Annotated in this window: 17 protein-coding genes and 2 tRNA genes; 15 read left to right on the top strand and 4 right to left on the bottom strand. The window is 70.0% G+C overall.

Features of this window, described 5'->3' with window-relative positions:
- Window positions 1-31 precede the first annotated feature (31 nt).
- From EXU32_RS15340 to EXU32_RS15305, 9 genes are all read left to right on the top strand, one after another.
- Window positions 32-868, top strand: a complete 837-nt coding sequence (locus EXU32_RS15340; protein ID WP_130630689.1) for an SGNH hydrolase domain-containing protein — start codon at window positions 32-34, stop codon at window positions 866-868.
- Between the two features lie 126 nt (window positions 869-994).
- On the top strand, window positions 995-1834 hold the full coding sequence (locus EXU32_RS15335; RefSeq protein ID WP_130630688.1) for a hypothetical protein: 840 nt from the start codon (window positions 995-997) through the stop codon (window positions 1832-1834).
- A gap of 1 nt (window position 1835) precedes the next feature.
- Complete coding sequence (locus EXU32_RS15330) at window positions 1836-2702, top strand: hypothetical protein (protein WP_130630687.1); 867 nt, start codon at window positions 1836-1838, stop codon at window positions 2700-2702.
- 232 nt (window positions 2703-2934) lie between these two features.
- On the top strand, window positions 2935-5040 hold the full coding sequence (gene gyrB / locus EXU32_RS15325) for a DNA topoisomerase (ATP-hydrolyzing) subunit B (RefSeq protein WP_431603030.1): 2106 nt from the start codon (window positions 2935-2937) through the stop codon (window positions 5038-5040).
- A gap of 148 nt (window positions 5041-5188) precedes the next feature.
- A complete protein-coding gene (gyrA, locus tag EXU32_RS15320) occupies window positions 5189-7789 on the top strand; it encodes a DNA gyrase subunit A (RefSeq protein ID WP_130630685.1) in 2601 nt (866 codons plus the stop codon).
- 119 nt (window positions 7790-7908) lie between these two features.
- On the top strand, window positions 7909-8256 hold the full coding sequence (locus EXU32_RS15315) for a DUF3566 domain-containing protein (RefSeq protein WP_130630684.1): 348 nt from the start codon (window positions 7909-7911) through the stop codon (window positions 8254-8256).
- 87 nt (window positions 8257-8343) lie between these two features.
- Window positions 8344-8420, top strand: a tRNA-Ile gene (locus tag EXU32_RS15310).
- A 23-nt stretch (window positions 8421-8443) separates the two neighbouring features.
- On the top strand, window positions 8444-8620 hold the full coding sequence (locus tag EXU32_RS17245) for a DLW-39 family protein (protein ID WP_165399708.1): 177 nt from the start codon (window positions 8444-8446) through the stop codon (window positions 8618-8620).
- Window positions 8621-8644: 24 nt separating this feature from the next.
- A tRNA-Ala gene (locus EXU32_RS15305) sits at window positions 8645-8717 on the top strand.
- A gap of 69 nt (window positions 8718-8786) precedes the next feature.
- Here EXU32_RS15305 and EXU32_RS15300 read toward each other — a convergent pair.
- Both EXU32_RS15300 and EXU32_RS15295 read right to left on the bottom strand, forming a co-directional pair.
- The gene (locus tag EXU32_RS15300) at window positions 8787-9143 is read right to left on the bottom strand and encodes an MmcQ/YjbR family DNA-binding protein (protein WP_130630683.1); all 357 of its coding nucleotides are present in this window, start codon (window positions 9141-9143) and stop codon (window positions 8787-8789) included.
- On the bottom strand, window positions 9140-9592 hold the full coding sequence (locus EXU32_RS15295; protein WP_130630682.1) for a MarR family winged helix-turn-helix transcriptional regulator: 453 nt from the start codon (window positions 9590-9592) through the stop codon (window positions 9140-9142). The genes EXU32_RS15300 and EXU32_RS15295 overlap by 4 nt, the downstream gene beginning before the upstream one ends.
- A 96-nt stretch (window positions 9593-9688) precedes the next feature.
- Between EXU32_RS15295 and EXU32_RS15290 the strand changes: the two genes are divergently transcribed.
- Together EXU32_RS15290 and EXU32_RS15285 are read left to right on the top strand one after the other, a co-directional pair.
- Window positions 9689-11137: an MFS transporter gene (locus EXU32_RS15290; RefSeq protein WP_130630681.1), complete on the top strand. Its 1449-nt coding sequence runs from the start codon at window positions 9689-9691 to the stop codon at window positions 11135-11137.
- Window positions 11138-11207: 70 nt separating this feature from the next.
- Complete coding sequence (locus EXU32_RS15285; RefSeq protein WP_130630680.1) at window positions 11208-12038, top strand: alpha/beta fold hydrolase; 831 nt, start codon at window positions 11208-11210, stop codon at window positions 12036-12038.
- 154 nt (window positions 12039-12192) lie between these two features.
- On the opposite strand, the gene EXU32_RS15280 is transcribed toward EXU32_RS15285, so the two are convergent.
- Entirely contained in the window at window positions 12193-13149 is a 957-nt protein-coding gene (locus tag EXU32_RS15280; protein ID WP_130630679.1) for a hypothetical protein, read from the bottom strand.
- 121 nt (window positions 13150-13270) lie between these two features.
- On the opposite strand from EXU32_RS15280, the gene EXU32_RS15275 reads away from it, so the two are divergent.
- Together EXU32_RS15275 and EXU32_RS15270 are read left to right on the top strand one after the other, a co-directional pair.
- Window positions 13271-13792, top strand: coding sequence for a peptidylprolyl isomerase (locus EXU32_RS15275; RefSeq protein WP_130630678.1), 522 nt, complete (start codon window positions 13271-13273; stop codon window positions 13790-13792).
- 5 nt (window positions 13793-13797) lie between these two features.
- A complete protein-coding gene (locus EXU32_RS15270) occupies window positions 13798-14682 on the top strand; it encodes a rhomboid family intramembrane serine protease (RefSeq protein ID WP_130630677.1) in 885 nt (294 codons plus the stop codon).
- Between the two features lie 180 nt (window positions 14683-14862).
- Here EXU32_RS15270 and EXU32_RS15265 read toward each other — a convergent pair whose 3' ends face one another.
- Window positions 14863-15258 (bottom strand): cell division protein CrgA, encoded by a 396-nt coding sequence (locus EXU32_RS15265; protein WP_242612812.1) that lies wholly within the window; start codon window positions 15256-15258, stop codon window positions 14863-14865.
- A gap of 79 nt (window positions 15259-15337) precedes the next feature.
- Here EXU32_RS15265 and EXU32_RS15260 point away from each other — a divergent pair, with 79 nt between their 5' ends.
- Together EXU32_RS15260 and EXU32_RS15255 are read left to right on the top strand one after the other, a co-directional pair.
- Window positions 15338-16135, top strand: coding sequence for a DUF881 domain-containing protein (locus tag EXU32_RS15260; RefSeq protein WP_242612811.1), 798 nt, complete (start codon window positions 15338-15340; stop codon window positions 16133-16135).
- 16 nt (window positions 16136-16151) lie between these two features.
- Window positions 16152-16808, top strand: coding sequence for an aminodeoxychorismate/anthranilate synthase component II (locus tag EXU32_RS15255; RefSeq protein ID WP_130630674.1), 657 nt, complete (start codon window positions 16152-16154; stop codon window positions 16806-16808).
- Window positions 16809-16814 lie beyond the last annotated feature (6 nt).

Raw genomic sequence — 16814 nt, 5'->3', positions numbered from 1 at the left:
TCCTGACCCCGCGACGAGAGAAGCACACGCGATGGTCCGTGCCCGATGCCGTCGACTGGTCTCGTTGGCCGCGGGCGTGTCACTGCTGGCTGGTAGCGCGGCTGCGTGCAGCTCGCCCGGCGCCGCATACTCCCCCCGCCCGAAGGCGTCGGTCACCCCCGCCCTCGACGTCGCGCTCAAGGACCAGTCCTTCGTCTACCGGACGGGTGACCACCTGACGGGGTCGGACTACCAGCCCACGACGAATGTCTACGGGGACGTGGACGGGCGTCCGTTGTACCTCGTGGGCGACTCGATGGCCGCCCAGCTCGCGACGCCGGCCCTGGCTGTGGCGAAGAAGCGTGGTCTGGCGCTCAAACCGCGCTCCAAGGCGACGGTGTCCTTCGTGCTGCCGGCCGAGGGCCCTCCCGACGAGCGCCGGTGGCGCGAGGAGGTGCTCGAGCAGATCGTCGCGGACAAGGAGGAGCGACCGATCGTCCTGCTCACGGGCCAGGGCATGGACCACACGGGTGAGGTCATCCGCACCGTCGCCCGGCTGCGGGAGCAGGCGGACGCCGACGTGCGTCTCGTCACCGTCACCCCGGCCCCGAAGGAGGACGTCCTGTCAGAGGTGGTCGAGCACGGCACCGGATTCCGGTGGACGCGGAAGCACTGGGGACGATCGCGCGATGCCATGCTCGCGGCGGCCCGCAGCTCGCGGCCGCGCGTGCCGCTGCTCGACCTCAAGCCGATCGTGGCTCGCGATGGTCGCGACGGCACCTACCCCGCGGTGGTGGACGGCACGCTGATCTTCGGCCCGGGGACCCACCTGACCGACACCTTCGCAACGCGGTACCTCGAAGCGCCGATCGACGACCTGCTGGACTGACCCGTCGGCGAGGCGGAGGACCATACTGCGAGCAGAACACCGTCGATTGGCGGACCCCCCCGGTCGTTATGGCATCGTGAGGTGCTGCTCTTGATCTGAGGGCGACGAGATGCCAGAGGAGTCACCATGAGCGGACCGAAGAACGGCGGCGACGACGCCTTCGACGACTTCTTCGGCGACCCGACATCGTCCGGACGGATGGGCCCCGCGCCCACCGAGCCGAGCGGGGCGGCCTTCGCCGAGCACCCGGACGACGAGCCCACGCAGGACGTCGAGCTGCGCCGTCGCGAAGAAGCGACCCAGGCCGTGCGACGGGGCCCCGTCATCACCCCGGAGCCCACCCCCCAGGGCGCGGTGCCCGAGGGCTGGTGGGAGCCGGACCCGACGCCACCCGCGCAGGCCACGACCCCGCCGAGCGCCACCTGGAGCCCAACACCCGCACAGCACCAGCAGCCGGCGGTCCAGCACGAGCCCCCGCGCCGTGGCCTCTCGCCGCTGGCGATGGTGGCGGTGCTCGTCGGCGGTGTCCTGCTCGGCGCGCTGTGCGTCGGTGGCGCCGTGGTGGCGACCAGCGACGACGACACACCGGTGGCCCAGTCCACCACGGTCACCGAGACCACCTCTTCGCAGGAGACGACCTCGCCGCCGTCGACCTCCTCGACGTCGACGAGCACGTCCTCCTCCTCCTCCTCCTCGTCGGCAAAGCGCCCGGGCAAGGCGCCGAGGGGCGTCACCGAGTGCGCCGGGCCTAAGGCAGGTGTCGCCGTCGGGCGCGGTAGCGAGGTCACCTCGTGCGCCTTCGCCAGTGCCGTGCGTGACGCCTATGTCGCGGCGAAGCCCAAGGGTGGCAGTGCCAGCCTCGAGGTCCGCAGTCCCGTGACCGACAAGAGCTACACGATGACCTGCACCGGCGCGGCGGTCACCCGCTGCACCGGCGGCAACAACGCCGTCGTCGTCCTCTACTGACATGGCGCGGCGCCTCCTGGCCGCTGGCGTGGGGGTGCTCGTCGCCCTGACCACGGCGTGCACGGGGTCGCCTGCGAGGTCGGACGGTGCGACCTCCCCACGCACGTCGTCGTCGACATCGACCGCGTCGACGACGGCGCCCACCGGGCGTCCGGCGACGGCCCTGGCCCGCTCGCTCGGCCGGGTCATCGGTGCGCACCCGGAGGCAGAGATCGCGGTGGCCTGGTCCCCGGTCGGCACGAAGGGAGCGGTGCGGGTCGTCGGAGACGCCCAGCCGCTCGTGGCCTGGTCGACGATCAAGGTGCCCCTCGCGCTGGCGGTGGTCCGGGCCGGTCATGGACAGCAGATGGGCCCCGACATCGACCGGGCCCTCACCGCGTCGGACAACGAGGCGGCCGGCCGGCTGTGGGCGGATCTCGGCGGCGGCCACCGTGCGGCCACGGCCGTCGAGGTGCAGCTCGAGCGGGGCCGCGACCGCCGCACCGGCGTCCCGCCGCGGGTCACGGTGCCCGGGTACTCCCCCTTCGGGCAGTCGACCTGGCGCCTCACCGACCAGACGCGCTTCACCGCCGCACTCCCCTGCCTCGCCGGATCGACGTCGATCACGCAGGCCATGGGCCGGGTCGCGGACGGGCAGCGATGGGGCCTCGGTGGGATCGACGGCGCTCGTTACAAGGGTGGCTGGGGTCCGACCCCGGGCGGCTACGTCGTGCGGCAGCTGGGCATCGTGACCGGGGCGAAGGGAGCCACCGCCGTCACCCTGCAGGTCCGCGCCGGCAACCACCAGGAGGGCATCGCGGTGGCGGACGAGCTCGTGGAGGCGCTGCGCAGCCACCGCGGCGACCTGCCGACCGGGCACTGCCCCTGACCCGGAGCGAAGGGGGCGGGCCCGGCCGCGCGGGCCTGCTCGGCCGGTTGCCGGGAGCGGCTCTCAGAGCGCCTGAGGGGCCGGACGACGTACCGGGAGTCGTCGCCGACGGGTATCCGCGGCGAGAAGTGCCCACAGGGGCCCCCAAGATGCGTCGCCCAGGGCGGTGAAGGGGTAGAATCAGGGGGTTGAGGCCGCGGTGCCAGCCCAGAGGGCCAGCCCGCGGTAATCCATGCACCGCACCAGCTCGAGGAGCACCGTGGCAGACGCGCAGTCGCCTGATGACCAGCCGAAGTCCCCGGACACCGGGGGTCCCGAGTACGACGCGAGCGCCATCCAGGTCCTCGAGGGCCTCGAGGCGGTGCGCAAGCGGCCCGGCATGTACATCGGTTCCACGGGTGAGCGCGGTCTGCACCACCTCGTGTGGGAGATCGTCGACAACGCCGTGGACGAGGCGATGGCAGGTCACGCCGACACCATCGACGTCACGCTCATGGACAACGGCGCGGTGCGGGTCAAGGACAACGGCCGCGGCATCCCCACCGACATCCACGAGGCCGAGGGCATCTCGGCTGTCGAGCTCGTCCTGACGCAGCTGCACGCCGGTGGCAAGTTCGGCGGCGGCGGCTACAAGGTCTCCGGCGGTCTGCACGGCGTCGGCTCGTCCGTCGTCAACGCCCTGTCGAGCCGCCTGGACGTGTGCGTCCGGCAGAAGGGCTACGCGCACCGGATGTCCTTCGAGCACGGCGTGCCGATGGGACCCCTCCAGCGCGAGGAGGAGACCGATGCGACCGGGACCACGATCACCTACTGGGCCAACGAGGAGATCTTCGAGACGGTCGAGTACGACTGGGAGACGATCCGCGCCCGGTTCCAGCAGATGGCCTTCCTCAACAAGGGCCTGACGATCAACCTCGTCGACGAGCGGGTGCCCGAGCCCACCGAGGCCGACCAGGACGAGGACTTCGACGCGGTCGACGCCGACATCACCGAGGTCGTCGACTCGGAGGAGCAGACCGCGGCCCCCAAGAAGGCACGCAAGGTCTCCTACCGCTACGACAACGGCCTCGTCGACTACGTGCAGCACCTCGTCAGCTCCAAGAAGGCCGAGCCGGTCACCGCCGAGATCATCTCGATGGAGACCGAGGACACCGAGCGTGAGCTCTCCCTCGAGATCGCCATGCAGTGGACGAGTGCCTACAGCGAGTCGGTGCACACCTACGCCAACGCGATCAACACCCACGAGGGCGGCACCCACGAGGAGGGCTTCCGGTCGGCGTTGACCAAGATGGTCAACGACTTCGCGCGCAAGCAGAACCTCCTCAAGGACAAGGACGACAACTTCACCGGTGACGACATCCGTGAGGGCCTGACGGCGGTCATCTCGGTCAAGCTCGGCGAGCCCCAGTTCGAGGGCCAGACCAAGACCAAGCTGGGCAACTCCGAGGTCAAGGGCTTCGTCCAGCGGGCCATGACGGACGAGTTCGGCCACTGGCTCGAGGCCCACCCCAACGAGGGCAAGGACATCGTGCGCAAGTCCGTGCAGGCTGCCGCCGCCCGGATGGCCGCCCGCAAGGCACGCGAGGCCACCCGACGCAAGGGCCTGATGGAGTCCGGCGGCCTGCCGGGCAAGCTCTCGGACTGCCAGACCAAGGACCCCACGGTCTCCGAGGTCTTCATCGTCGAGGGTGACTCCGCCGGCGGCTCCGCCAAGGCCGGGCGCAACCCGGAGAACCAGGCGATCCTGCCCATCCGCGGCAAGATCCTCAACGTCGAGAAGGCACGGATCGACCGCGTGCTGGCCAACCAGGAGGTCCAGGCGCTGATCTCGGCCTTCGGCACGGGCATCGGCGAGGACTTCGACATCGCCAAGGCGCGCTATCACAAGATCGTGCTGATGGCCGATGCCGATGTCGACGGCATGCACATCCGCACGCTGCTGCTGACGCTCCTCTTCCGCTTCATGAAGCCGCTCATCGAGGCCGGTTACGTCTACCTGGCCCAGCCCCCGCTCTACCGGCTCAAGTGGTCCAACCACGACCACGAGTTCGCCTTCACCGACCGTGAGCGCGACGCGCGGGTCGCCGAGGGCCAGTCGAAGGGGTGGCGACTGCCCAAGGACAACGCCATCCAGCGCTACAAGGGTCTGGGCGAGATGAACTACCAGGAGCTGTGGGAGACCACGATGGCTCCCGACAGCCGCGTCCTGCTCCAGGTGACCCTCGACGACGCCGCCGCGGCCGACGAGATCTTCGCCGTGCTCATGGGCGAGGACGTCGAGTCGCGCCGCAGCTTCATCCAGAAGAACGCGCGCGACGTGCGCTTCCTCGACATCTGAACGCTCGGGGGGCTACGCCCCCCCGCCTGCCCCCCCAAGAAGCACGCGCGGGGGTCCGCCCCCCGAGTGCCCCCAAGAACCCGCGTGGCCGGCTCCGCGAGGTGTCCGACCATCCCCCTTCGGCACGACCCCGAGGTGACCTGAGCACATGACCGACATCCCCACCACTCCTCCCGAGACCGACCGCACCGAGCCGATCGACCTCAACGCGGAGATGCAGCGCAGCTACATCGAGTACGCGATGAGCGTGATCGTCTCCCGTGCGCTGCCCGACGTGCGCGACGGCCTCAAGCCCGTCCATCGCCGCATCGTCTACGCGATGTACGACGGCGGCTACCGGCCCGACCGCGGGTACAACAAGTGCTCGCGCGTCGTCGGCGACGTCATGGGCCAGTACCACCCGCACGGTGACAGCGCGATCTACGACGCGATGGTGCGTCTCGTCCAGCCGTGGTCGCTGCGCTACCCGCTCATCGACGGGCAGGGCAACTTCGGCTCCGCCGGCAACGACGGCGCGGCCGCCCCCCGGTACACCGAGTGCAAGATGGCCCCGCTATCGCTGGAGCTGGTGCGCGACATCGACCAGGAGACGGTCGACTTCGTCCCCAACTACGACGGCAAGACGATGCAGCCGGACGTGCTGCCCGCCCGCTTCCCCAACCTGCTGGCCAACGGCTCCGCCGGCATCGCCGTCGGCATGGCCACCCAGATCCCCCCGCACAACCTGCGGGAGGTCGCCGACGCCGCCCAGTGGATGCTCAACCACCCGGAGTCCACCCGTGAGGAGGCCCTCGAGGCCGTCATGGGCTTCATCAAGGGCCCCGACTTCCCGACGGGTGCGCTCATCATGGGTACCCGCGGGATCGAGGACGCCTACCGCACGGGCCGCGGCTCGATCATCATGCGCGCGGTCGTCGAGGTCGAGGAGATCCAGGGTCGTACCTGCCTCGTCGTCACCGAGCTGCCCTACCAGGTCAACCCCGACGCGCTGGCGCAGAAGATCGCCGAGATGACCAAGGAAGGCCGCCTGTCGGGCATCGCCGACATCCGCGACGAGACCTCCGGTCGCACCGGTCAGCGCCTCGTCATCGTCCTGAAGCGGGACGCGGTCGCCAAGGTCGTGCTCAACAACCTCTACAAGCACACCCAGCTGCAGACCAACTTCGGCGCCAACATGCTCGCCCTCGTCGACGGCGTGCCGCGCACGCTGCCGATCTCGGCCTTCATCCGGCACTGGGTCGAGCACCAGATCGATGTCATCGTGCGGCGCACCGAGTACCGGCTGCGCAAGGACGAGGCCGCGATCCACATCCTGCGCGGCTACCTCAAGGCCCTCGACATGCTCGACGAGGTCATCGCGCTCATCCGTCGCTCCCCCACGGTCGACGAGGCCCGGACCGGCCTGATCGAGCTCCTCGACATCGACGAGCTGCAGGCCATGGCGATCCTCAACCTCCAGCTGCGGCGCCTCGCGGCCCTGGAGCGGCAGAAGATCATCGACGAGCACGACGAGATCGAGACCCGGATCATCGACTACAAGGACATCCTCGCCAAGCCCGAGCGGCAGCGACAGATCGTCAAGGACGAGCTCGGTGAGATCGTCGACCGCTACGGCGACGACCGACGCAGCCGGATCCTCCCCTACGACGGCGACGTCGCCATGGAGGACCTCATCCCCGAGGAGGACGTGGTCGTCACGATCACCCGCGGGGGCTACGCCAAGCGCACGCGGGTCGACGAGTACCGCGCGCAGAAGCGCGGCGGCAAGGGGGTGCGCGGTGCCTCCCTTCGTGGCGAGGACGTCGTGCGCAACTTCTTCACGACCACCTCGCACCACTGGCTGCTCTTCTTCACCAACCTCGGCCGGGTGTACCGCGTCAAGGCCTACGAGCTGCCGGAGGCCGCGCGTGACGGCAGGGGCCAGCACGTGGCCAACCTGCTGGCCTTCCAGCCGGACGAGCAGATCGCCGCGGTCTACGCGATCAAGGACTACGAGGCGGCCCCCTACCTCGTCCTGGCGACGAAGCGCGGCCTGGTCAAGAAGACCCGCCTGACCGAGTACGACTCGCCGCGCAGCGGCGGGCTCATCGCGATCAAGCTGCGCGAGGACGACGAGCTCGTCGGCGTCGGTCTGGTCTCCGCCGAGGACGACCTGCTGCTCGTCTCGCGCGAGGCCATGTCCGTGCGCTTCCACGCCACCGACGACGTGCTGCGGCCGATGGGCCGCTCGACGAGCGGCGTCACCGGCATGAAGTTCCGCGGCGACGACTCGCTGCTGGCGCTCAACGTCATCCCCGAAGGGAGCGACCCGGACGTCTTCGTCGTCTTCGAGAACGGCGTGGCCAAGCGCACCGCGGCCTCCCAGTGGGCGGCCAAGGGCCGCGCCGGGCTGGGCGTCACCGCGGCCAAGTCGGGCAAGGGGGGCCACCTCGTCGGTGCGCTCGCCGTGGACGAGGACGACGAGGTCATGGTGGTCATGGAGAAGGGCAACATCGTCCGCTCCGCCGTCACCGAGATCAGCCGCACCAGCCGCAACACCCAGGGCGTCACCTTCGCCAAGCCTCGCAAGGGCGACTCGATCGTCGCCGTGGCACGCAATGTCGACCGCGGTGATGACGACGCGGAGGTCGTGGCTGACGGTGAGGCGCAGCCTGACGATGTAGCGTCGGACCCTGACGTGCAGTCCACCGGGAATGACCCGGTGGATCCCGCCCAGCAGGGGGACGCCCCCGGAGGTGACCAGGAGTGAGCTCGACAGGAGAGACCACGGCCGTGAGAACGGCCGCCGGCTCGTCGCAGTCCCGCCGTTCGCAGGCCGCGGGCCCAGGCTCGCGCCCTGCCCCCAAGGCTGGCCGTCGGGTCAAGCTCATGGTGTCGCGGGTCGACCCCTTCTCGGTGATGAAGGTCGGCTTCCTCGTCTCGGTGGCCATGGGCATCGCCCTGGTCGTCATGGCCGCCGTCATGTGGATCCTGCTGTCCGCGATGGGGGTCTTCGACTCCGTCAACGAGCTCGCGGGCCAGATCATCGGCGACGGCTCGGGCGAGAAGTTCGACGTCATGGACTTCCTCGGCTTCGGCCGGGTCGTCTCGCTGTCGATCGTCATCGCGGTCGTCGACGTCTTCCTGTGGACGGCCATCGCGACCTTGGGGGCCTTCCTCTACAACATCGTCGCCAGCCTGGTCGGCGGCGTGCACATGACGCTGACCGACGACTGATCCGCGTGCCCGTCGCCGTTTTGGTTTCGGCGGCGGGTGTGGGGTAATCTCGGGCGTCGCGCCACGGAGAGATCCACGGCGCAGCACGGGCCCATAGCTCAGGCGGTTAGAGCGCTTCGCTGATAACGAAGAGGTCGGAGGTTCAAGTCCTCCTGGGCCCACCACGTCCTACGGTGAGGAGAGTTCCATGAAGAAGGTTCTCGTACTCGTCGCGGCCGCTGCCGGCGCGGCATATGTCAAGCGCAAGGTCGAGCAGCAACGGTCCGAGAAGGACCTGCACGCCGCCACCAGCCGCATGACCAGCACCCCCGGACCGGCTGGTCCCGGCGGAGCGTGGGCCGCGGCCTCGGACCGGCGGTCCTGATCCGCCCGTAGGACAACTGAACCAGGGGACTTAGCTCAGCTGGTAGAGCACCGCCTTTGCAAGGCGGGGGTCAGGGGTTCGAACCCCCTAGTCTCCACACAAGAACGACGAGCCCCTGAGCAGGTGTCTGCTCAGGGGCTCTCGCGTGGTCGGCCGCAGCGGCGGCTCAGGTGGTCGGCCGGTGCTTCTTGGGCAGCTTGGCCACGACCATGGCGTAGGAGTCCTCGACGGCCTCGAGCAGCTCCTCGAGGGGGATCGCGCCGTCGGTCGCCAACGTGTTCCAGCCGTTGCGGCCGATGTAGGCCATGACCGACGCGTCGTCCGGGTAGCGGGCGAGCCACTCGTCCGCCTCCTCACGGGTGGCGCCGGCCTTGACGCCGAGCGAGGTCGCGCCGAGGAAGGCGAAGATCTTGCCCTTGTCGCTCGGCCCGACCTTGGCCACCAGGTCGCCCTCCCACGGCTCGTCCGGCCACGCCTCGGGAAGGGAGAGGGCGTGCTCACGGATCGACTCGCCGGAGGTCATGGGACCAGCGTGGCACGGCTCGCCTCGTCGAGGCCCTCGACGAAGGCGCCGAGGTGCTCGAGGAAGCGCTCCTGCTCCTGCTCCGGGATCACCGCGAGGGCCCGCTCGTAGACGCTCGTGAGGCGCCCCATGTCAGACCGGAAGCGGGCCTCCCCTTCGTCGCTCATCGTCACCACGTAGGAGGCGGAGTCCTGCGGCCTGAACCGCACGATGATGCCGGAGTCGAGGGCGGCGTGGACCTGTCGGTTGACGGTCGACTGCTCCAGGTCGAGCTCCTCCGCGAGCTGGCGCAGGGTGCGCGGCTGCCCGTCGCGCAGGAGCCACAGCATCCGACCGTCGGCAACCCGCAGCAGCTGGCCGCCCTCGACACCGCGGCGGACGTTGGCCCACCGGGCCGCCACGCAGATCGCTGTCCAGGCGGGACCCTCGGCGGGGGTGAGGGAGTTCATGCGAGCGCGCCTTTCGTCAGGAGGAGGTGATGTGTACAGTACACAAGGTCAGTTTGTGTAACGTACATATCCCGCACGGGACAAGGACTCCTCCGCATGCCCCCTTCGTCGCCGGCCGTCGTGCCCGCACGTTTTTCGCCCAACGCCATCATCGCGGCCCTGTGCCTGGGCAGCCTGAGCGGCGCCCTCATGCAGTCGCTCGTCATCCCCATCCAGGGCGAGCTGCCGCGGCTGCTCGGCACCGCGGCGGCCAACGCCTCCTGGGCAGTCACCGCAACCCTCCTCGCAGCCGCCATCACCATGCCGGTGACCGGCCGCCTGGCCGACATGTTCGGCAAGAAGAAGGTACTCGTCGCCTCCGCCGCGCTCCTCGTGCTCGGCTCCGTCATCGCGGCCCTCTCGAGCGGCCTCGCCCCCTTCCTCGTCGGGCGGGCGCTGCAGGGCATGGCGATGGGCTACATCCCCGTCGCCATCAGCCTGGTGCGCGAGATCGCACCGGTCGAGAAGCGGGCGGGCGCCGTCGCGGTCGTGAGCGCCACCATGGGCGTCGGTGGCGCGGTCGGTCTGCCGCTCTCGGCGTGGATCGCCGAGGACTTCTCCTGGCACGGCCTCTTCTGGTTCTCCGCGATCCTGGCCCTGATCGTCCTCGTCACCACCGCCGTCGTCGTGCCGGCCGTCCACGACGCCCACCCCTCGCACATCGACGTGCCCGGCATCATCGGTCTCGCCGTGGGGCTGTCGGCCGTCCTCGTCGGCGTCAGCAAGGGCTCCGAGTGGGGCTGGGGCTCCGGTCGCACGACAGGGAGCATCGCCGGCGGACTCGTCGTCCTGCTGGTCTGGGGCTGGTACCAGCTCCGTCACGACGACCCCATCGTCGACCTGCGCACCACCGTGCGTCGTCCCGTGCTCTTCACCAACATCGCGGCCCTGCTCATCGGCTTCGGGATGATGGCCCAGATGATCGTCGTGCCCCAGCTGCTCGAGATGCCGGAGACCACGGGCTACGGCCTCGGCCAGTCGATCCTCGAGGCGGGTCTGTGGATGGCGCCCGGCGGACTGATGATGATGCTCTTCGCGCCCGTCTCGAGCCGCCTCATCAACACCATCGGCGCCAAGTTCACCCTGGCGATCGGCGCCGTCGTCATCAGTGCTGGCTATGTCGTCGCGCTCGGCCTGATGAGCGCCCCCTGGCAGCTCATGGTCGCCACCCTCGTGGCGAGTGCGGGCGTCGGCATCGGCTATGCCGCCATGCCCACCCTGATCCTCGACAACGTCCCGGAGCACGAGGCGGGAGCGAGCGTGGGGGTCAACGGCCTCATGCGCTCGGTCGGGACGACGATCGCCGGTGCGGTCATGGCTGCCATCCTCACCAGCCGCACGATCTCCCTCGGCGGACATGTCATCCCCGACCAGTCGGCCTTCCAGATCTGCTTCCTCGTGGGGGCCGGCGCCACGCTCGTCGGTGCGCTCGTGTGCCTGCTCATCCCGCGCCAGCGCACCCAGCAGACCGACCCCGATCCGGAGCCCGCGGTCGTCAGCGCCTGAGTCCACCCGAGCGGGCGCTGTGCGGAACACCCCTTCTGCCGGCGCTCGCCGCGGTCCTAGGTTGCGAGACATGAACACGCTCGAGACCGCCAACCCAGAGGTCGCCGCGACGATTGACGTGGGCGGCATCGCCACCAACTACCACGACGTCGGTGAGGGCGACCCCGTCCTGCTCATCCACGGCTCCGGGCCGGGCGTCAGCGCCTGGGCCAACTGGCGCACGGTGCTGCCCGTGCTGTCCAAGCAGCACCGCGTCATCGCCCCCGACATCCTCGGCTTCGGCTACACGGAGCGGCCCGACGGGGTCACCTACGACATGGCGACGTGGACCGAGCACCTCGTCGGACTGCTCGACGCCCTCGGCCTGGACCGCGTCGCCATCGTCGGCAACAGCTTCGGCGGGGCCCTCGCGCTCAATGTCGCGACGCACCACCCCGACCGCGTGAGCAAGCTCGTCCTCATGGGCGCCGTGGGTGTCCCCTTCGAGATCACGGAGGGCCTGGACAAGGTGTGGGGCTTCGAGCCGAGCCTGCCCAACATGGTCGAGCTCATGGATGTCTTCGCCTACGACCGCTCGCTGCTCACCGAGGACCTGGCCAGGCTGCGCCTCGCAGCGGCGACTCGCCCGGGGGTCCACGAGGCCTACAGCGCGATGTTCCCCGCCCCGCGGCAGCGCTCGGTCGAGGCCATGACCATCCCGGACTCCGACATCCGATCGCTGACCCAGCCCACCCTGATCGTCCACGGGCGCGACGACGAGGTCATCCCGCTGAGCAACTCCATGCGGCTCAACGAGCTCATCGAGCAGTCCCAGCTGCACGTCTACGGCCAGTGCGGGCACTGGGTGCAGATCGAGCACACCGAGGACTTCACCCAGCTGGTGGGCACCTTCCTCGCCTGAGGGTTTGCTCTGCAGGCATGACGAAGGCGCCGCCCTGAGGGCTTGCTCTGCAAGCGTCACGAAGGGGGCTGGTCCGCGCGTTGGCGGACCAGCCCCCTTCGAGACGCGTGCTGCGCACGCTCCTCAGGGAGCGATGCGGCTGACGCTTGCTGCGTCAGGCCTTGCTGTCACCGTCGACCGGGAGGTCGCCACCGAGGTGGTCGGTGGACAGGTCAGCGCCCTCGGAGGTGTCCGAGACGGACGGGACGGCCGAGTTGTCGGCCCAGTCGCGCGCCGAGCTCCAGGCGTCGGTGCCCTCGGCCGACTCGCCGTCGACAACCGGAGCGGCCGCCAGCGGGTCGGTGACGTCGGCGCTCTCGGCGACCTCGGCGGCCGGGGCGACACCGGCAGCCGCGGCGGGCGCCGGGCTGGCCGGGACCGTGGACTCGCGTCCACTGGTGGGGGCCTTGTAGGGGTCGCCGGCCGGCACGGCCCACGGGTCCTTCTTGGGGCCCTGCTTCTGCTTGGCGACGAAGGCTGCGATGCCACCGGCCACGAGGGCCAGGAGCAGTAGCTTGAGCCCGCGCTTCTTCTTGGGCTTCTCGCCCTTGACGGCGGCGAGAGCAGCCTGGGGGTCGCGGTCGTCGCGCAGCGCGGCGATGACCTCCGGCGCCCGGTTGGTGGCCTCGTCCGCGGCCTTGCGGCTCGCGGCAGCACCGGCGGCGGCCAGACCCGAGGCGGTCGTGACCACCTTGGGCAGCACGTCGTCGACGAAGGTGTCGCGCAGGTCCTGCGCGTCCTTGCCGGCCTTCTTGCCCTGCTTGCGGGCCGACGTGGTGACCGACCGGACCTGCTTGCGGGCGTCCTTCTTGCCCTTCTTGGCGTCCTTGGCGGCCTGCTTCTTGGCCTCCTGAGCCTGCTCACGCAGGTCGGCAGCCCTGGCCGTAGCGGTCACCCGCGCGGCGGCGGCGTGGTCAGCGGCGGAGCCCTTGAGCTCCTGGGCCCGCTCCGCGCCGTGCTCGGACTGCTCGGCCACCTTGTCGATGATCTCGTGGACCTTCAGCGATGCGGACTCGGCCGTCTCGTGAGCGCGGACGCGTCCACCCTCGACCTTGTTGTTCTTCTGGAACACACTTCCTCCTGCGGACGTGGGGTACTCCCCCATCCTGCACCGGATCCGCCCACGACGAAACCGAGGGGCGTGACAACCCCGCCACACCCGCGCCCCGCGTGGGCTGACTACGATGAGTCCCATGAAGGCGATCCTGCACACGACCCACGGCGACATCACCATCGAGCTCTTCCCCAACCAGGCACCCAAGACCGTCGACAACTTCGTCGGCCTCGCCTCGGGCGAGAAGGAGTACAAGGACGACGCCGGTCGCACCAACCCGACCAAGTACTACGACGGTCTGGGCTTCCACCGGATCATCCCCGGCTTCATGATCCAGGGCGGTTGCCCGCTGGGTCAGGGCATCGGCGGACCCGGCTACGAGTTCGACGACGAGATCCACCCCGACCTGACCTTCGCCAAGCCCTACCTGCTGGCCATGGCCAACGCGGGCAAGCGAGGAGGCAAGGGCACCAACGGTTCCCAGTTCTTCGTCACCGTCGGCGAGACCCCGTGGCTCAACGGCAAGCACACGATCTTCGGCGAGGTCGCCGACGGTCCGAGCCGTGAGGTCGTCGACAAGATCGCGGCCGTCCCCACGGGTGCGATGGACAAGCCGGTCGAGCCGGTCTCCATCGAGTCCGTCGAGCTCCTCCAGGACTGATCACGATGTCGCAGCCGCCGTCCGGCCGGGTGTCGGACGGCGGTCCCGGCACAGAGGTCCCCACCTGCCCGCGACACCCCGACCGGGTGTCCTACATCCGCTGCCAGCGGTGTCGCCGTCCGGTGTGCCCCGACTGCCAGCGCAGCGCCGCCGTCGGTGTCCAGTGCGTGGACTGCATCCGGGAGCAGGCGAAGGGGGAGCGCCCCCGGGTCACCGTCTTCGGCGGACGAGCCGGCGCCGACCGCCCGTACCTGACGATCGCGATCATCGCGATCTGCGTCCTCGTCTGGCTCGGTGAGCTCGCCTCGCCGCGGGTCTTCCAGGAGGTCGCTTTCGCGCCCTTCCTCGGCACGAGCGAGCCCTGGCGGCTGATCACCTCGGCCTTCGCCCACAGCCCGTACCAGATCATGCACATCGGCTTCAACATGCTCGCGCTGTGGATGATCGGCGGCTACCTCGAGCAGATGCTCGGGTGGGCGCGCTACCTGGCGCTGTACCTCGTGAGTGCGCTGGCCGGTGCGGTGACCTGGCTGCTCTTCCAGCCGGCGATGTCCACCACTCCCCTGGTGGGCGCGTCCGGCGCGGTCTTCGGACTCTTCGGCGCCCTCTTCGTCCTCAACCGGCACCTCGGTCGGGACAGCTCCGGCATGGTGGCGGTCATCGGGATCAACGCCGTCCTCGGGTTCGTCATCCCCAATGTCGCCTGGCAGGCGCACCTCGGCGGCCTGATCGCCGGGGGTCTCCTCGCGCTCGCGATCGCCGTCTCCCGCAGCCGTGGCCGCCCTGCGCTGGCCTGGGTCGCCATCGTGGGTGTGCTGGTGATCGTGCTCGCGCTCGGCGTGGCCAAGTACGCGGCGTCCCCGGCCCCCGTGCCCCTCCCCTTCGCCTGAGGACAGTCCGCAGTCCCCCGAGAACTCGGGAGTTACACGCGTGTCATTTGTCCCCAGCTGTGAACAAGCCTGTGGACAACTCCGGTTGTCCACAGGCTTGGATGTGCAGAACCCGCACGACCTGGTGGTCGTGCGGGTTCTGGTGTGCTGTGGTGCGGCGCGCCGTCGGAGGGGCTGCGGCTACTTCCAGCGGGTCGTCATCGCGAAGCCGGCGAGGATGAAGGCGAAGCCGCCGCCGAGGTTCCAGCGGCCCCACGACTCGACGGGGTACTTCTCCTGGGTGATGTAGAAGGTCACGACCCACACCAGGCCGATGAGCATCAGGGCGAGCATGAGCGGGACGAACCACGACGGGTTGCCGATGCGCTGCGCCTTGACCTTGTGGCGGGCCTTGGCCTCGGCCTTGTCCTCCTTGGCCTGGGCGGCCGCGCGCTTGCGTGGGTCACCGGAGCGCTTGTCCGCGCCCTTGTCCCGGGCGGTGCCGCCCTTCGTGGAGGTCGACTCGGTCGTGGGCTCGCTCGCGGGCCCGTCCTGGATGTCGGTCGTGTCCTTCGCGTCGTCGGCGGACTTCGCCACTGGGTGCTCCTTCGAGATGTGCGGTTCGTGGCCTAGCGTAGAGGCCAGAGCCCGATCAACCGAGCGAAGGGGGTGCCCCGTGCCCGAGCAGGACCCGTCACCCCACGAGAGCGCCCTCGGTCGGCGCATGCGCACCTGGCTCACCCACCGGCCCAGCCGCTGGTCCTCCCTCGTCCCGGTCATCGCGCTGGGAGCCGGGCTGCTCTTCGCCACCTCGGGCACGACCGCGCGCGGCACCGACCTGCGCAGCGAGGCCACCGGGCTGCCGGACGTCATCCGTGAGCGGACGATCGACAACGAGCGCGACGGACAGCGGGTGGACACGCTGCGCGGCGAGGTAGACCGCCTGACCCGCGACGCGGCGCCGGGCAGCAGTCGCCTGCAGAAGATCTCCCGACAGTCGCAGGCCAGCAGCCGGGACGCCGGCCTGACCCCGGTCAAGGGCCCCGCGGTGACCGTCGCGCTGGATGACGCCGACCTCGCGGCGTCGGAGGTGCCGGAGGGGTTCACCGTCGACGACGTGGTCGTGCACCAGCAGGATGTCCAGGGCGTCGTCAACGCCCTGTGGCGCGGAGGTGCCGAGGCGATGCAGATCATGGACCAGCGGGTCATCTCCACCAGTGCGGTCCGATGCGTCGGCAACACCCTGATCCTCCAGGGTCGCGTGTACTCGCCGCCCTTCACGATCACCGCCATCGGCGACCCCGAGGAGCTGCAGTCGGCCCTCGACGAGGACCCCGCGGTCGACATCTACCGGCAGTACGTCGACGCGGTCGGCCTGGGCTACGAGGTGACCCGCTCCGACGAGGTCGAGCTGCCCGGCTTCACCGGCCGCACCCGGCTCGAGCATGCCCGGCCGCTCCCCGCGAGCCAGTGACAGACATACTGTCCCGGTGAGCCAGATCCTCGTCGTCGACAACTACGACAGCTTCGTCTTCACCATCGTGGGCTATCTCCAGCAGCTCGGGGCGGAGACGACGGTCGTGCGCAACGACGCGATCACGCCCGCCGACGGCGCGGACTTCGACGGTGTCCTCGTCTCTCCCGGGCCGGGCACACCGCAGGAGGCCGGCGTCTCCACCGCCATGATCGAGGGCTGCGCGGAACGCTCCCAGCCCATGCTCGGCGTCTGCCTCGGCCACCAGGCCCTCGCGGTCGTCCTCGGGGCGACCGTGGGACGGGCGCCGGAGCTGCTCCACGGCAAGACGAGCCGGGTCCTGCACGACCAGACCGGTGTCCTGGCCGGGCTGCCTTCCCCCTTCACCGCCACGCGGTACCACTCGTTGACGATCGACCCCGCGACCGTCCCGGACACGCTGGTGCCCAACGGGCACACCGAGTCCGGCGTCATCATGGCGGCCCACCATCGCGACCTGCCGCTGCACGGGGTGCAGTTCCACCCCGAGTCGGTGCTCACCGAGGGCGGCCACCGCATCCTGGCCAACTGGCTGGCGCTGACGGGGGACCACGACGCCGTGACCCGCAGTGCGGGCATGTCGCCGCTCGTGCGGGACGTCGACGGCGTCGCGCGCGCCATCGCTGCCGGCTGACGGGGC

The organism is Janibacter limosus (genome assembly GCF_004295485.1).
In the GTDB taxonomy this organism is placed as follows: Bacteria; Actinomycetota; Actinomycetes; order Actinomycetales; family Dermatophilaceae; genus Janibacter; species Janibacter limosus_A.
The sequence above is the reverse complement of the archived record's forward strand: the minus strand, read 5'-3'. Positions and strand labels throughout refer to the sequence as shown.

What these genes read in the sequence shown, in the direction of transcription:
- EXU32_RS15285 (WP_130630680.1), top strand. Translation starts at nt 11,208, where the DNA reads ATGAACACGCTCGAGACCGCCAACCCAGAGGTCGCCGCGACGATTGAC.
- EXU32_RS15275 (WP_130630678.1), top strand. Translation starts at nt 13,271, where the DNA reads ATGAAGGCGATCCTGCACACGACCCACGGCGACATCACCATCGAGCTC.
- EXU32_RS17245 (WP_165399708.1), top strand. Translation starts at nt 8,444, where the DNA reads ATGAAGAAGGTTCTCGTACTCGTCGCGGCCGCTGCCGGCGCGGCATAT.
- EXU32_RS15340 (WP_130630689.1), top strand. Translation starts at nt 32, where the DNA reads ATGGTCCGTGCCCGATGCCGTCGACTGGTCTCGTTGGCCGCGGGCGTG.
- gyrB (WP_431603030.1), top strand. Translation starts at nt 2,935, where the DNA reads ATGCACCGCACCAGCTCGAGGAGCACCGTGGCAGACGCGCAGTCGCCT.
- EXU32_RS15290 (WP_130630681.1), top strand. Translation starts at nt 9,689, where the DNA reads ATGCCCCCTTCGTCGCCGGCCGTCGTGCCCGCACGTTTTTCGCCCAAC.
- EXU32_RS15330 (WP_130630687.1), top strand. Translation starts at nt 1,836, where the DNA reads ATGGCGCGGCGCCTCCTGGCCGCTGGCGTGGGGGTGCTCGTCGCCCTG.
- EXU32_RS15300 (WP_130630683.1), bottom strand. Translation starts at nt 9,143, where the DNA reads ATGACCTCCGGCGAGTCGATCCGTGAGCACGCCCTCTCCCTTCCCGAG.
- EXU32_RS15315 (WP_130630684.1), top strand. Translation starts at nt 7,909, where the DNA reads ATGGTGTCGCGGGTCGACCCCTTCTCGGTGATGAAGGTCGGCTTCCTC.
- EXU32_RS15270 (WP_130630677.1), top strand. Translation starts at nt 13,798, where the DNA reads ATGTCGCAGCCGCCGTCCGGCCGGGTGTCGGACGGCGGTCCCGGCACA.
- EXU32_RS15335 (WP_130630688.1), top strand. Translation starts at nt 995, where the DNA reads ATGAGCGGACCGAAGAACGGCGGCGACGACGCCTTCGACGACTTCTTC.
- gyrA (WP_130630685.1), top strand. Translation starts at nt 5,189, where the DNA reads ATGACCGACATCCCCACCACTCCTCCCGAGACCGACCGCACCGAGCCG.
- EXU32_RS15295 (WP_130630682.1), bottom strand. Translation starts at nt 9,592, where the DNA reads ATGAACTCCCTCACCCCCGCCGAGGGTCCCGCCTGGACAGCGATCTGC.